Raw genomic sequence first — 15,086 nt, 5'->3', positions numbered from 1 at the left:
CTCAATCTACTTTTGGTATAGACTCTTCTTTCTCCACCACTGACCATGTTGTATTCGGCAGATATGTAATTCTCACCGAATCGCCTTTTTTAATATTATCATCATTATATAAAACTCTATATACATATTCCTGTCCGTCTACGGTAACTATTATTGATTTAAATAATCCCAACGAACCTTTTCGCATCGCTTCTCTATATACTATCCCATGATCAACCTTGTATTCTTTGTTATATATATACTTTGAATCTTTAGCTATAGGTAACATCATGCCCACAAACACAATAACAACGCATACGATTAAAAACACTTTGTATATTGTTCTTGTTTCATTGTCAATCTCAGCTTCTTTTCTTCCAGTTTTAATTTTAATCGAGAAAACGTTGAGACATACCAAAACTGTACATATAGTAACAAATAAAAAAGCAACTAAATGCAAAATGAAATATTCATTAAATAATTTATAGTAATCTATTATGATAGCCCCTTTCGATAATATCTATATATCATATAAACATCTAAAAATACATGATTATATGCCCTGCCAAATACTCATTCACTAATTCTTTCATCCATATACTTATGAACGCAGTCTCTGATCTTCTGCATAGCTTCCCGAGTTTTCTCATTATGACTTTCAAAAGAAAGCATCTGCTCGATGTATCCCTGCCTCATTGCTTCTGCTACGCTGGCAGGATATACAAGTCCATATACAAGTGATATATGTCCTACGAGATGATCAATAGATGTTACAGTATGGCATCTGTTGACATTAAGGTGAGCAAGAGAATCTTCTAGAACCTTAGGGCTTATATCATCTGTATAAAAAGCTTCCATCGTGGTATTGTAGATCTCATCCATAGGGAAGTCGCAATTGACTTTTAGGATATCAATCTTGTCCGCATCCCTTAATATCTGTGAATACATAAGCTCTCTGTCTGTAAGTGCCTTGGGAAGTTCGTACACATTGTGGAGCCTTATAGCTTTCTCCATAAGCTTATCTTCGCTCGCATCATCTATATAATCACGGACGTGACCATCTATAAAAAGAATATCTGCGCTTAAAGCTGCGTGATTGACGGAGATAGAATCTTCGAAAGTATTAAAGCGCCTTAACTGTTCGAATCTTCCAACATCATGGAACATACCAAGAAGCCATGCAAGATCAACATCTTCCCGGCTTAACTTAAGACTTTTTGCGATCATATCGCAAAGGTCCGCTACCCTGTATGTGTGCTCAACCTTGAGCCTTACCTTAGTATCTGTAATATCATAATCTGCCACATAATCTGCAAATACATTTTTAACTTTCTCTCTGTCTATTATCATTTTTGAATCTCTTTTTCCTTCAGAATCCCAACTTCATTTATGTTTCTTTTATTTAGCCATATATTTGATGCCTTATCACTTAAAAACAAAAGCACCGGAAGTTTCCAACCGGTGCTCCATAAACTTCATTATTTGATTTTAATGCATTTTGGTCTGAATAATCAATCGAGTTTTAAGATAAGCTCAAGGATACGCTTGCCACAGATTTCCATCTCTTCTCTTGTCAGGAGCTTTTTCTTCTTGGCTTCAAGTAGGCGTTTAGGGAATCCGTTGGCCATCTTGACATCATTGCCTGCTGCTACTTCCTTGTAGTGCTCGCCGTGTCCCCACCAGTCTGTTGTAACCATACCTTTGAAGCCCCACTCATCACGAAGGATGTCTGTAAGAAGCTCGTGGCTTTCTGATGCACGCACGCCATTGATCGCATTGTAGGAAGACATTACAGTCCATGGATCAGACTCTTTTACCACGATCTCAAAAGGCTTTAAGTAGATTTCGCGGATAGCTCTTTCGGATGCACGTGAGTCGCTCTCGTTTCTATTGGTCTCCTTGTTATTAAGTGCAAAATGCTTGACAGATACAGCTATGCGGTTGGACTGCACGCCTCTTACCATTGCTGCTGCCTGCTTACCTGCAAGAAGAGGATCTTCTGAGTAGTACTCGAAGTTTCTTCCGCACAGAGGACTTCTGTGGATGTTGATAGCGGGAGTAAGCCATACTGCGATATTGTTCTCTTTGACCTCTTCACCTGCTGCCTTACCAACTTCATATACAATCTCAGGATCCCAGCTGCATGCAAGAAGTGTAGAGCAAGGGAATGCTGTAGTATGAACCATGGCTTCAGGCTGTATTCTAAGGCCAGCAGGACCATCAGCTGTCATAGCATTAGGAACGCCAAAGTCAGGGAAGTTACCAAAACCAAATGTATTGGCAACGCCTGTATTAGGCTGACCTCCAAGAAGATCTGCAAGATCCTCGTCAGTAAACTGAGCTATGAACTCATCAAGTGATATCTTACCTTCTGCAACCTCAATAAGCTGGTGTTTTGGAGCTTCACCCCACATAGGAAGCGCATCTACTCGCCTTACCTGAGGTTTAAATCCCATGTTCTTCTCAGGATTTGCAGGAAGATTTGTAGCATTAATATCTCTTTCCTTGAAAGTCTTGAGCTTCTCGAAACTTCCGTCTGCACGAAGTCTCTTAGGAAGTGATACAGGCGCAAGACGCTCTGTAAGCTGCTGCGTAACAGTATCCTTAGAAAGTGTTACTACATTTACGCAGATAAGATTTCTTGAAGATGTGCCAAGGAAAATACCGTATTCACCCTTTTCAAGAACATATGCAGACTTACAAACCTTGCCTTCATCATCATATGATGCCATCTGGCTTACAGGGAATGAGATGCTGACAAGTTCTGACTCTCCGGGCTCAAGAACCCTTGTCTTCTTATAGCCTGCAAGAACCTTGGAAGGCTTGCCAAGCTGGCCCTGAGGAGGACAGAAATACACCTGGACAACTTCACGTCCCGGATATGAACCTGTGTTTCTAACACGTGCAGTAGCTGTGATATATGCCTTCTTGACATCAGATGGCTTAAGCTCTACATTGTCAGGATCATCTTCGAATGTGAAAGTAAATTCTGCATCCTGTTCGCATACCTTACTCTTATCTTCTACTCTTGCTGCCGGATCTACGATCTGGAACGAAGTGTATGACAGACCGTAACCAAAAGGATATACAACCTTATCAGCTGCTCCCGGAATGGTCTCAAAGTATCTGTAACCTACATATATATCTTCTGTATAGTTAACATAATCATTGGATTCATGGAATCCTTCTGTAGACGGATAGTCTGTAAGATCCATGGCAAAAGTATCTGACAGCTTACCTGAAGGTGTTCCTATGCCGCATAAAAGCTCAGCTTCTGCAGCGCCGCCTTCCATACCTCCCTGGTATGCAAGAAGGACGCTCTGGATCTTCTTCTCATCTGCAAACCACTTGGTATCTACAACTCCGCCTACATTCAATACTACAACAACCTTAGAGAAAGCCTTGATAACTTTTTTGACCATGTCTTCTTCAGCCTTGGTAAGGTAGAAGTCGCCTCTTTCAAAGAGCTGCTCAGACTCTTCTACAAGCGGTGATACCCAATCTTCCTTGCGACCTTCAGTTGCCTTGGTTCCAGCTATCTTACGATCCCAGCCCTCACCTGAAAAGCGGCTTATGGATATAACTGCTACGTCAGCTTCTTTTGCTGCCTTTGCAAGAAGATCCTTAGGAAGTTTAGGTTCTTCCAGCATTCCCGGGACTTTACCTTCTTTGTACTGCTTCTCTACATTATCTCTGTAAAAAGAAGCTGTTTCTTCGTATACAGATACGTATTCAGGAAGTGCTTTAAATCCGTCATAAATATTGTGAACGAAGGATACTGTTACATCTCCTGATCCTCCGCCGCCTTTTACGAAATCGAAAGTTCCTTTACCAAAAAGAGCAACCTTGCTTCCCTGCTTTAATGGAAGTACAGACTCCTCATTTTTAAGAAGGACCATACCCTCTTTGGCCGCATTCTTGGAAAGCTCTATATGAGCCTTGCTCTCTGTAACCCTCTCTTTGCCCTCATAAAGAGGAAGATTTGGAAGGTAGTTGATTCTACTCCACTTATTCATGTAACGCCTCCATAATATTTATATAACGAGCTACTGCGACAAAGTGTCAATCACTCGTCCCAGCCCTCTGTATATCTGAAATGAACACATATGTTTCTTACAAATTCTCCATCTGAAAGCTTGAGCTCAGATTCATCTGATACTGATGGAAGATGCGGTGAATCTTCTTCTGTAAGCTCGACTCTGATATAGTCATATAACACTGCCTGAGCATCGTCTATTGCTGTATTGATATCCCCACCTTCAAATGTCACCTTATCAAGATCCGGAAAATATCCCTCAAACTTTCCGTTTTCTTCTTTAATTACTGATGGATATATAAATGTCATATATAAAATCCTCCTCTTTACTTAGATTCAACGTCATATAAATAGCTTTCTATATTCCTTATTTCATTCCTTAGACCAAAGATACGCATATGCCTGTGTTCTTGCAGCAAAAGGCTGTGTCTTTAACAGCTCTCTTACCTGAGCCTTGGTATACCAGCCGGGTTCTATCTCCTCAACACTTGACGTGCTCTTCCTGAACTCGCCTCTTGCTGTGCCTACCACGCATACGTTGACTTCGTTAGAGAAGCCGACTGCGCTGTAGGATCTACCAATATGATCATCTATGGATATGAGCTCTAGTCCTGTTTCTTCCCACAGCTCACGCTTTGCAGCCTGATCAGCAGTTTCGCCGGGATCTATTAGACCTGCCGGAAAGTTGTATATCCAGTCATCAACTGCCAGCCTGAATTCCTTATTTATAAGAAGTCTTTCATGAGCCTCGTCCTGTATTATTAGCACAACAGCATCCGGATCATTGTTATGAAGATCATCTTCATCTTTGATATCAGGATTTCGACTTATAATCTCATATATCTTCTTCTCATGATCTATGGTTTCGTATTCTACATCATAGCGTGTGATGAATTTGCCCTGTTCGAGCTTCTTTATTGATTTATATTGCATCTTGCATGCTTCCTTTAATCTCGTTTCACTCACAACATAAGGCTATTTATATAATAAAATTACATAGCCCCATATACTATCTGGCGAATTCCTCTGATAAAAGCAGGATCTGCGCCGCCGTCCATCTGTGACATATACATAATTATAAGATCTTCTTCAGGATCTACGCAGAAATATGTTCCGGCTTCTCCTGTAACTTCTATAGCACCAGCAGATCCATTGGATGCCGCTTTAATAGGATCTATGAGTACATTATAATAGCAGCCATATCCATAACCATCTCTTCCAAATTCCCTTAGCTGATCGTCTGTAAGATGATTGGATGTCATGAACTGATAGGTTCTTCTTCCTATAAGCTCTTTGCCATGGAAGGATCCCTTATTAAGCAGCATCTGGCAGAAGTGCTCATAGTCTTCTACTGTAGAATATAGTCCGATTCCGCCTGACTCATACCATGGCTCATCGAAGGGAGCTTCCATTTCGAATCTTTGAAGCGTGCTTGCGTCTGCTCTTGTAACCTTGCCATTAGCATCGGGTCTTCCCATCATTACTGCCTGTCTGAATGCCTTATCACCATCAATCTTAAAATCTGTCTCTGACATGTTAAGGGGTGTGAAGATCTCTTTTGTAAGAAAATCTGAGAACTTCATCCCTGATACTATCTCAATTATAGCTGCCAGAATATCTGCACTAAGACCGTAATGAACAGATGTTCCGGGATCAAACATAAGGACAGATTCTGCAAACTTGGAAGTTATATCTATATTACTTTTCAGTATCCCTGACCTCTTCTGAACACGGGCTTCGCGGTAAGCTTTGCTCATAGACTGTCCTGCCTGACCATAATCTCCGGGCAGGACTATTCCGGAAGTCATATTGAGAAGGTCCCTTACTATGATCTGCCTGTCAGGATTCTTGAATCCGCCTACAGATGCGACTTTCACATCAGCAAATGAAGGAATATAGGTGCTGACATTCTCCATTAGATCCAGCATTCCTCTTTCATACAGGATCATTGCCGCCAGAGCTGTAATAGGTTTGGTCATAGACATAATACGATAGATACTGTCTTTTCTGTCCATTCCAAAATTGTTCTCATAGACTCTTTTGCCATTGTGCTCTATTATAATTGTCGCACCGGGTATGCTGGCGGCGCGCTTTTGCATATAATCATCAAGCCTTGTAAGCTTTCTAATGTTCATTTAAATAATTCCTCCGAAACTATTGGTCATTAATTTCAATTTCATGATCATTGATCTTTTCAAGATTCTCATGAAAAATTATATTACAACCCTGCCAGCAAGGACAATCCCAAAAGATTCTACCTGTTTATTACTCTAAAAACTTCACAAATATGTAGTGGCCTATCTGTTTTTATAAACCAAAACAGATAGCAACCATACTATTGCTATCTGTCTTATGATTATATTATTTCTATTTTCTTTTTTCTTGCTATTTTTTGCTCTTTGTCAGGGATTATTTTTTCTTTTTCTTGTCTTTTTTCTTTTTCTTGTCTTTCTTCTTCCCTTTGTCCTTAAAGAGCTCATCAAGAGCCATATCGAAATCTTCTGCGCCCTCGGCAGGTACTCTGATGATTCTATTATCGCCTTCATCATCAAGTACATTAAGATCTACAAGTACAGGATGTTCTTCCTTGAAGCTTGTATCTATGCGGTCTTCTTCCATCGCGTCTGACTTCTTCATCTTAGGAAGAGAATACTTGCTTTCAAAATAGAATACAGCCTGCTCGAATTCCTGATTCTTCTCGGCTCTTACCATTTCAAGGTATCCGTGAGTATCGAAACCGTCCTCACTTACCTGAATGATGGCTGCTGCGATATTGGAACAGTGATCTGCGATCCTTTCAAAATCGGTACCGATATCAGAAAGGTCGAATCCAAGTTCTACAGTACACTTACCCTTACGAAGTCTTCTTACGTGACGGCGCTTAACTTCCATATGAAGTCCATCTATAACTTCTTCCAAAGGCTCAACGGTCTTGGCAAGCCTTACATCATTGTTCTCAAATGATTTGAAAGTAGTAGATACGATCTCTTTGACAGCTTCTGCGAAGATCTTAACTTCTTCCTGAGCCTTGCTGGAGAACTGTCTTTCGTTCTCACGCATCCTCTGAGTTACCTGTGCTATGTTAAGAGCATGATCTGATATACGCTCAAAGTCGCTTATAGTATGAAGGAGCACTGACAATGTATGGTTATCTTCAGGTGCAAGATGATGCTGGCTGACTTTCATGAGATAGGTATCGAGCTGATCTTCATATCTGTCGATCTCTTTCTCAAGGTGCTCTACTTCTGCGCACTTCTCGCCATCGAACTCATCGATAAGATCCATTGCAAGGAACAGTGACTTCTGTGCAAGATTCTCCATAGTAACTGTAGCATTCCTTGCCTGCTCCAATGCAAATGGAGGATTGGAAAGGAAGCGATCGTCCAGAGTAGTGATGCCGCGGCTTTCTTCCAGTTCTTTTTGTTCCCTCTCATCAATAGGGATAGTACGAAGTGCCATAGCAACAAGTATACCTGAAACAGGAACCATAAGAGGTGATGCCACAAGGTTTACAAGAGTATGTATGATAGCAGGGCCTGAGTAACTTGCCATATCGTCAAGGAAAGTAAAGTGAACGAATGCATTGATGAGATAGAATCCCACCATGAAAATGCCCGCCTTGATAACATTGAAATACAGATGCATAAGAGCAGTACGCTTACCGTTCTTGCCAGCTCCTACAGAAGAAAGGATAGCTGTGATACAGGTACCAACTTCAGCTCCCATGACTACAGGGATACACATTCCATAGGTCATCATGCCTTCACCGGCAAAGGTCTGTACTACACCGATAGTACCGGCGGATGACTGGATTATCATAGTAAATGCCATACCGATGATGAAGCCGATTATAGGATTAGAGAAACTTCTGAGGAAGTTCTGGAACTCTACACTTTCCTTAAGAGGTGCAACTGCTTCAGACATCATGCTCATACCGAACATAAGAACTGAAAATCCAAGAAGGACTGTTCCGATATTTTTCTTTTTCTCAGATTTAGAGAACATTAGGAAGACAATGCCGACAAGTGCAAGGAAAGGTGTAAAAGAAGTAGGTTTTAAAAGATTAGTAAAGAAGTTACCACCTTCGATTCCGTTAAGAGACAGAATCCAGGCAGTTACAGTAGTACCAAGATTGGCACCAAGTATAACATTAACAGCTTGTGTCAGCTGCATGATTCCTGAGTTAACAAGGCCTACAACCATAACGGTTGAAGCTGAAGATGACTGAACAAGAGCTGTGATACCTATACCAAAAAAATAGGCAATCCATCTTCTGGAAGTCACCTTGGCAAGGGCGCTCTCAAGCTTACCTCCTGCTGCCTTGGTAAGGCCTCCGCTCATAATATTCATTCCATAAAGGAACATCGCAAGTCCGCCGATAATGCCGGCGATCAGTTCAAAAATTTCTGTTGTATTCATTTGATCTCCGTTGTGGTCTTATCTTTGACCACCAATTATTTAATCCCTTCGCCTAATTTACACATTTATCATATTCGATGAAACTAAAAATTACAATAAAATGACGATCAAAATCTTAAACAGATATTCAATTATATTTTACTAAATTTTGTTAATTTTGTCCTCTATTCCTATTATCATAACCCCCTGAGCCTTACCTTTTATGCCACAGTTTTGCAATAAGTCCTTCATAGATCTGTATAGAGCTTTGCGACCGTTTGTATTATGAAGTACCAGAAAATCGCCCTGCTTGGTGATACACATGGTATGAAGGAAATCGTGAAGACGGTCCTTATTATTAAATATAGTAATGATGCATACGTTGCACCTTCTTGCTATCTGGGCGTACCTTCTCTGATCAGTAGCCGTTTTTATATCAAAACCCCTTTTTCTAAAAAAATCCGCTATAGACTTAGGGCCTGTACCGAATTGCCCCGCCATGGTGATCCCGCTGTTTTCAAATATGGATATGAGATTGGGAAGTGAAGGAGATCCTTCACTTCCCGCTTCATTAATTGAAAGAGCCTTAAGCGCATTGTATACTGCAATTACTCCGCACCCGGATTCTGCCATGGTTGAGGCGCCGTAGTACATATCTTTATATAGATTCTGATCCTCTATGAAGCCTCTATCTCTATCTATCCTAGATATATGGTTTTCAAAAGCAGACAGGTTCTTGTCAAAGTTTCTATCAATGCATTTCTTCCTTGAATAGAAACGGAGCCTGTACTTGCCCTTCATTGGGACTGTGAACCACAGTCCCGTTTTTCCTATAGCACTAAATAAGTTAAAAAAAGGTCTTACTGCTCTTCTAACAAGGCTATTCATCGTCCTTACTCCATGCAATGGCACATCTTACAGCTCTGTGCCATCCTTTGAGAAGCTCTATACGCTTTTCATCTTCCATCTTGCATTCGAACTTCCTGCCAAGCTGCCAGTTCCTTGTGACATCTTCCTTGTCTTTCCAATAGCCAACTGCTATACCGGCAAGATATGCTGCTCCAAGAGCTGTAGTCTCAATGCATTTAGGTCTGTAGCTTGTAACTCCGCAGATATCTGACTGGAACTGCATGAGGAAGTTGTTGGCGCTGGCACCTCCATCAACTCTGAGCTCTTTTAAAGGACATGCAGCATCTTCCTGCATAGCTTTAATAACATCTGCTGACTGATAACATATGGACTCAAGTGTTGCTCTTATGAAGTGCTCTTTCTTGCAGCCTCTGGTGATACCTACTATAGTACCTCTTGCATACGGATCCCAGTATGGAGCTCCCATACCTGTAAATGCCGGGACCACATACACTCCTGATGTGTCCATGACATTGTCGGCATACTCTTCAGACTGGGCTGATGACTTGAGCATGCGCATCTCATCCCTTAACCACTGAATGGAAGCTCCTGCTACGAATACGCTGCCTTCAAGGGCGTATTCGACTTCACCTCCAATACTTGCTGCTATGGTAGTGATAAGACCATGTTCTGACTTAATAGCATCCCTTCCTGTGTTCATAAGAAGGAATCCGCCTGTTCCGTAGGTGTTCTTGACCTGTCCCGGTTCGAAACAGTTCTGTCCAAAAAGTGCAGCCTGCTGATCTCCTGCTGCTCCTGCTATCCTTATAGGTCCTCCAAGAACAGAAGGATCAGACTCGCCATAGATACAACTTGAAGGCTTAACTTCAGGCATCATAGACATAGGGATATCAAAAAGCTTCAAAAGCTCTTCATCCCACTGACATGTATGTATATTAAAAAGCATAGTTCTTGATGCATTGGTATAGTCTGTTACATGGACCTTGCCTTTAGTAAGGTTATAGATAAGCCAGCTATCCACATTACCAAAACAAAGTCTCCCTTCCTCAGCCTTCCTTCTTGCTCCCGGTACGTTTTCAAGTATCCACTGGATCTTGGTTGCAGAGAAGTATGCATCAGGAACAAGTCCTGTCTTATCCCTTATCTTATCGGACAGTCCCTGCTTTTTGATATTCTCTATAATATCGGCTGTACGCCTGCACTGCCATACTATTGCATTGTAGACAGGATCACCGGTCTCCTTGTCCCATACTATAGTTGTCTCACGCTGATTGGTGATGCCGATAGCTTCTATATCCTTGGCAGTAGCACCTACATTGGCCATAGCTTCTATTGCAACAGCAAGCTGTGATGACCATATCTCTCTTGGGTTATGTTCAACCCAGCCGGGCTGCGGATAGTACTGCTGAAATTCTTTCTGCGCCATAGATGCGATCTTGCCTGATCTGTCAAACAAGATGCAACGAGAAGATGTAGTGCCCTGATCAAGGGCTAAGATGTAACTTTCCTGTGACATAGTTTTTTCCCCTTTACCTCTTTATTATGAAGCTGTCCACTTAAGCCTTACATAACGCCCCCGTTTATCCGGCCCAAGTGACACGCGTCCATCCGTAATATATGTTCCGCCGTATATATCTTCTTCTATTTCTACTTCATCTACCACTTTGAATCCAAGCTTTTTGCATAGATGAATCGATACTTCATTTTCTTTTTTTACAAGTGTCTGGACTTTATCAAACATAAGTACCTGTCTGCCATATTCCATGATGGCTTCGCAGGCTTCTGTGGCAAAGCCCTTTCTTTGCCATGGCACGCCTATAAAAAATCCCAGTTCAGGCTCATCAAATCCGCCTCTTACGCTAAATCCCGCGCGGCCGATAAGCTTTCCATCTTCTTTACTTACAAGACTCCATACACCAAAGCCCATGAGAGAGTATACCTTTTCTATATAATCCTTCATGTACCTTTTTTCATCAGCAGGATCTTCGAAGAGTCCTTCCATGTACCTTGTCATGGACGGCTCTGCATATATCTCATATAGAGCATCCACATCCTGGACTGTGGTCTCCCTTACAAGGAGCCTATCCGTCTCCAGTATGTCCCAAGGCTCCCCTGCCTGTCTTTGATACGCTTTGATAAAAGAATCTGCGTCTACATCATCTATCTCGCTGAAGATATACTGAGCTCCTTCAAATGATATACCCTGCTTAGACACAGGAGTTATCATTCCGCAGGCATAAGCACCTTTACTTTTTATATATGCAAAGTCATCCGGATCATCACATAGGAAAAGAACTTCTCTAACGCTTTGGGGAAGCTTGTCAGATTCCAGGGCCGCCTTTGTACTTCCTACGTACAAAGCCCATATATCCTGGATTCTTTGAGATGATATTGTCTCAAGCAAGATCCCATAATCTGCAAGATAAGCTTTCTCTTCTTCCAGCTCTTTAAATGATGAATCTGCATTATCATGAAAAATATAAACTACTGTTTTTAGCATACATGCTACTCTCTTCTGGAAACTATTTTACCACATCTGGTGTACTGATTCATTTGTAACCTGGTAAGTTGTAAGGACAAAACTTCTATATACTATTCTATCAAAAAAGTATCTGTAAATGGTATCGCAACTGCGATATTATAACAAAAATATAATAATTCGCATCATATATACTTATTGTACATGTCCCAATCATAAACAAGAACTTTAAGGCAATATTTCTAAGATATTTTAAAGTAACGCACTATAAAAGTCGCAATTTCAGTACATTCCGAAATTGCGACCTAAAATTCTTTTTCTATTGTATTAATCTATTTTTTCCATAAGATATCCATAAGTGTAAGCTTCTCCGGCCGCTTCCTCCTCTGCTGTTAAAAATCTGGTAAGATTATCCCATTGACAAAAACCATCTTCATTAGTCGGAACAAAAATCTTTCCAGTGCTTATTTTATAATGGTGTTCTTCTACGGTTTCATCCATATAAGTTACAGATATTGTAAGAATCGCTCCATTAACCTGATCAACATCTTCATGGAAGCTCTCTTGCATATCTTCATTTGAACTCCATAATTCCTCTGGGACAGACATACCAAATGACATCTCGCTATTATAAATACCATCATATGTATTCCCTTCTATGACTATATGTTCATAATGGTATGGTGTTGGCTCTGATGCATTATCTTCATCATAATCGAAATCCACATCTGCTATCATTTCATATTCTTCGTTATCTTTGGTTTCACCACTTATGGCTCTCTCGAAATCAGGATCTCCTTCATAAACAGGAACTGATGAATATATATAGCATTTATCTGTAGTCACCTCTACTTTTTTTATATTTTTTCCTGAAATGGTAAATCTCTGCGTAAGGTATGCAGAACTACCATATAGAGCCGACACGTCTCTTAGCCCCATTACGTCACCTGAAGAGATTGTACTATCTCCAGCATCTGCGTCTAGTTCCATTGCTTTAGCAGTTATAACGAACATGTTACTAGTATTTTGAACAGAAGATATATATGTTTCATCATTGGAAGTATCTATAATTGAGCTATCTTCCACATCTTTTTGGGGCAAAAAAAACATCTATAGACCTGTATAAATCGATTCCAATAAAAAGAATTACTACTGCAACTATAGACGCAACAAGTCTAAAAATTTTTTTTCTGTTCCTGATCTTGGCGACTCCAATTCTTTCTACTTTACCATTTCTATAAATTATCTCATCATCAATTGCATCAATTGCCTTATATAATGTTTCTCTTTTCATGATATCAGATATTCCTCCTTCATAAGTCTATTAGCCAACTTATCGCGAAGCCTTTTAAGTATTACCGATACATTATTCTTCTTTAATCCAAATTTAGCTGCTATCTCATCAATACTTTCAGTATAGAAATATCTGCAGGTAAAAATATCTGCATCTCTATCTGAAAGATTTCTTACGTAATCCCTAATAATCGCGCATAGTTCTTTTTCAAGAACCCTGTGCTCGACACTATTTTCATCCGGAATGCATTCATATAGTTCATCAAGAACCTCCATAATGGTTCCTCCTCCCCGTTTTCGTGTACAGCGTTTTTCAAACATATTAAACGCTATATTACGAGTGATCTTAGCAAGATAAACTTTAAAAATACGAGGCCTTACAGGCGGTATACTGTTCCATAATTTGAAATAAGTATCGTCAATACATTCATCAACATCCTGCATATTTCCTAATATATTATTAGCAATTGCCTGACAATAATTTCCGTATTTCCTGCTCGTTTCATTTATGGCCTTTTCATCCCGGAGAAAAACAACTCCACAATCTCTTCGTCTCTCATACTTTCTCCTTATTCTTACATAGAAATACTTGTTAGATTCCATTAAAAAGTCATATTTTTTGTAAGCTTACACTTATATAGACAGGAAAGCATATTAAATCTTACACATCGTATCAAAAAACTTTTTTATTTTAGTCCAAATAGTTAATTGTATTCTTTTCAAAGTATATCAACTAACGATGATGGAAAATGTCTTCTACTGATTACCTTAATATTTTGTTAACAATTTGTTTTACGTTTCTTTACGCCAAATCATTTATTGGTCACACTGATGCGATACACTAATATTGTCAGATGAAGCAATACTAATAAAAACTTTTTCATAATAATGCCAGGTAAGTGGGGACTTACCTGGCATCCTCCCTTTTTAGGGATCTTTTCATAAAAACTCTAATCTAGAAGGAGCCTATGTTGTATTCGTACTGTCTGCATCTTCATTTCCCAAAAATGTAAACCCAAACATATGCTATACTATGTAAAATAACAACTTTGGAGGTGCTTGATGAAAAAGTTATTTATTATCAGTATACTTTTACTAATTATAATAACTTTAGATGCATGTACAAAAACAGACTCACCAACGACGAGTAACGAAAACAGTTCTTATGAGTATAGTGCCATTTCATATTCCGATAGTTCATCAGCCGCATATACAACCAATGCTAGTATACAGCCTTCTACAAATGAGGACATAGACATCCATGACTTAGAAAAATCTGTTTCATTTACAGAAAGCGATTTGCCAATTTTTTCAGATGATCCTACTATAAATCGCAAGTATTACGAATGTATTGTAATTCTTGAAGCTACCGGCTATCTTCCCAATGGACAATATTGTTATTCCAATAATGAATCAGATTTCAAAACGCAAAAGAAACGAGCTTATGAAGACTATATCTCCATATATGATATTAATGGTGATTCCAAAAACGAACTACTTATACGAATAGGTGGAACTAATAACAGTGATTCTGCTGATTATATATTTGTTTATGACCAACAAAGCGGTTTTGAGCTATTATTTGACTACTACATTGGATTAGAGTTCTATTCCAATGGAATAATTTATGCAAACGTGCCACATTCACAATATATGTATAATGATGATTTTTGGCCTTATGAATTATATGAGTTTGATCTTAAGGAAGGAAAATATGTTGAAATAGCAAGCGTAGAAGAACTAGATATTAACACTTGTCCAGAATATGAGGGGGTATTTCCTTTTGAATATGACCATGACAGTGATAAGATATTATATTTAGTTAATCAAAATGATTGCTTACTATATAAAGATATAAATGATTACCTATCCTGGAAAGAATCTGTTCTTTCTAATGATAAAATAGATTTGCAATGGTTTAAATTGTAGCATAAGGCAGCTACGAGTGGCAGCCTGATTATGCTGGCATTTCAATGTTTTCTGAAAACTTCTGCCTTCGCAAGGCCTGACAAACAATAAAGTTCATATATA

At 39.6% G+C, this 15,086-nt stretch carries 14 protein-coding genes; 1 reads left to right on the top strand and 13 read right to left on the bottom strand.

Annotated features, from left to right (window positions below; genetic code table 11):
* Position 1: 1 nt before the first annotated feature.
* From I7804_RS03755 to I7804_RS03695, 13 genes are all read right to left on the bottom strand, one after another.
* Positions 2–439, bottom strand: coding sequence for a hypothetical protein (locus tag I7804_RS03755; protein WP_248405023.1), 438 nt, complete (start codon positions 437–439; stop codon positions 2–4).
* A 113-nt stretch (positions 440–552) separates the two neighbouring features.
* On the bottom strand, positions 553–1,329 hold the full coding sequence (locus I7804_RS03750) for an HD domain-containing protein (protein WP_248405021.1): 777 nt from the start codon (positions 1,327–1,329) through the stop codon (positions 553–555).
* Between the two features lie 161 nt (positions 1,330–1,490).
* Entirely contained in the window at positions 1,491–3,995 is a 2,505-nt protein-coding gene (locus I7804_RS03745) for a glycoside hydrolase family 3 protein (protein ID WP_248405020.1), read from the bottom strand.
* Positions 3,996–4,045: 50 nt separating this feature from the next.
* Positions 4,046–4,324 carry a type II toxin-antitoxin system HicB family antitoxin gene (locus tag I7804_RS03740; protein WP_022755651.1) on the bottom strand — a complete coding sequence of 93 codons (279 nt, stop codon included), beginning with the start codon at positions 4,322–4,324 and terminating at the stop codon, positions 4,046–4,048.
* 63 nt (positions 4,325–4,387) lie between these two features.
* Positions 4,388–4,948 carry an NUDIX hydrolase gene (locus I7804_RS03735; protein ID WP_248405019.1) on the bottom strand — a complete coding sequence of 187 codons (561 nt, stop codon included), beginning with the start codon at positions 4,946–4,948 and terminating at the stop codon, positions 4,388–4,390.
* Positions 4,949–5,007: 59 nt separating this feature from the next.
* Complete coding sequence (locus tag I7804_RS03730; protein ID WP_248405018.1) at positions 5,008–6,150, bottom strand: serine hydrolase domain-containing protein; 1,143 nt, start codon at positions 6,148–6,150, stop codon at positions 5,008–5,010.
* A gap of 274 nt (positions 6,151–6,424) precedes the next feature.
* Positions 6,425–8,434 carry a Na/Pi cotransporter family protein gene (locus tag I7804_RS03725; RefSeq protein WP_248405017.1) on the bottom strand — a complete coding sequence of 670 codons (2,010 nt, stop codon included), beginning with the start codon at positions 8,432–8,434 and terminating at the stop codon, positions 6,425–6,427.
* Positions 8,435–8,575: 141 nt separating this feature from the next.
* A complete protein-coding gene (locus I7804_RS03720; protein ID WP_248405016.1) occupies positions 8,576–9,301 on the bottom strand; it encodes a hypothetical protein in 726 nt (241 codons plus the stop codon).
* Entirely contained in the window at positions 9,294–10,799 is a 1,506-nt protein-coding gene (gene glpK / locus I7804_RS03715; protein WP_022755646.1) for a glycerol kinase GlpK, read from the bottom strand. The genes I7804_RS03720 and glpK overlap by 8 nt, the downstream gene beginning before the upstream one ends.
* 24 nt (positions 10,800–10,823) lie before the next feature.
* Positions 10,824–11,783 (bottom strand): GNAT family N-acetyltransferase, encoded by a 960-nt coding sequence (locus I7804_RS03710; RefSeq protein ID WP_248405015.1) that lies wholly within the window; start codon positions 11,781–11,783, stop codon positions 10,824–10,826.
* Positions 11,784–12,089: 306 nt separating this feature from the next.
* On the bottom strand, positions 12,090–12,776 hold the full coding sequence (locus I7804_RS03705; RefSeq protein WP_248405014.1) for a hypothetical protein: 687 nt from the start codon (positions 12,774–12,776) through the stop codon (positions 12,090–12,092).
* Between the two features lie 61 nt (positions 12,777–12,837).
* Complete coding sequence (locus I7804_RS03700) at positions 12,838–13,056, bottom strand: hypothetical protein (RefSeq protein ID WP_248405013.1); 219 nt, start codon at positions 13,054–13,056, stop codon at positions 12,838–12,840.
* Positions 13,053–13,658 carry an RNA polymerase sigma factor gene (locus tag I7804_RS03695; protein WP_248405012.1) on the bottom strand — a complete coding sequence of 202 codons (606 nt, stop codon included), beginning with the start codon at positions 13,656–13,658 and terminating at the stop codon, positions 13,053–13,055. Before I7804_RS03695 ends, I7804_RS03700 begins: the two co-directional genes overlap by 4 nt.
* Before the next feature lie 459 nt (positions 13,659–14,117).
* Between I7804_RS03695 and I7804_RS03690 the strand changes: the two genes are divergently transcribed.
* Positions 14,118–14,984: a hypothetical protein gene (locus I7804_RS03690; protein WP_248405010.1), complete on the top strand. Its 867-nt coding sequence runs from the start codon at positions 14,118–14,120 to the stop codon at positions 14,982–14,984.
* Positions 14,985–15,086 lie beyond the last annotated feature (102 nt).

Origin of the sequence: Butyrivibrio fibrisolvens (assembly GCF_023206215.1) — a bacterium.
GTDB lineage: Bacteria > Bacillota > Clostridia > Lachnospirales > Lachnospiraceae > Butyrivibrio > Butyrivibrio fibrisolvens_C.
Note: the sequence above shows the minus strand (reverse complement) of the source record. Positions and strands in the feature narration are given on the sequence as shown.

What these genes read in the sequence shown, in the direction of transcription:
- I7804_RS03695 (WP_248405012.1), bottom strand. Translation starts at nt 13,658, where the DNA reads ATGGAATCTAACAAGTATTTCTATGTAAGAATAAGGAGAAAGTATGAG.
- I7804_RS03725 (WP_248405017.1), bottom strand. Translation starts at nt 8,434, where the DNA reads ATGAATACAACAGAAATTTTTGAACTGATCGCCGGCATTATCGGCGGA.
- I7804_RS03730 (WP_248405018.1), bottom strand. Translation starts at nt 6,150, where the DNA reads ATGAACATTAGAAAGCTTACAAGGCTTGATGATTATATGCAAAAGCGC.
- I7804_RS03745 (WP_248405020.1), bottom strand. Translation starts at nt 3,995, where the DNA reads ATGAATAAGTGGAGTAGAATCAACTACCTTCCAAATCTTCCTCTTTAT.
- I7804_RS03750 (WP_248405021.1), bottom strand. Translation starts at nt 1,329, where the DNA reads ATGATAATAGACAGAGAGAAAGTTAAAAATGTATTTGCAGATTATGTG.
- I7804_RS03735 (WP_248405019.1), bottom strand. Translation starts at nt 4,948, where the DNA reads ATGCAATATAAATCAATAAAGAAGCTCGAACAGGGCAAATTCATCACA.
- I7804_RS03720 (WP_248405016.1), bottom strand. Translation starts at nt 9,301, where the DNA reads ATGAATAGCCTTGTTAGAAGAGCAGTAAGACCTTTTTTTAACTTATTT.
- I7804_RS03690 (WP_248405010.1), top strand. Translation starts at nt 14,118, where the DNA reads ATGAAAAAGTTATTTATTATCAGTATACTTTTACTAATTATAATAACT.
- I7804_RS03700 (WP_248405013.1), bottom strand. Translation starts at nt 13,056, where the DNA reads ATGAAAAGAGAAACATTATATAAGGCAATTGATGCAATTGATGATGAG.
- I7804_RS03740 (WP_022755651.1), bottom strand. Translation starts at nt 4,324, where the DNA reads ATGACATTTATATATCCATCAGTAATTAAAGAAGAAAACGGAAAGTTT.
- glpK (WP_022755646.1), bottom strand. Translation starts at nt 10,799, where the DNA reads ATGTCACAGGAAAGTTACATCTTAGCCCTTGATCAGGGCACTACATCT.
- I7804_RS03705 (WP_248405014.1), bottom strand. Translation starts at nt 12,776, where the DNA reads ATGTTCGTTATAACTGCTAAAGCAATGGAACTAGACGCAGATGCTGGA.
- I7804_RS03710 (WP_248405015.1), bottom strand. Translation starts at nt 11,783, where the DNA reads ATGCTAAAAACAGTAGTTTATATTTTTCATGATAATGCAGATTCATCA.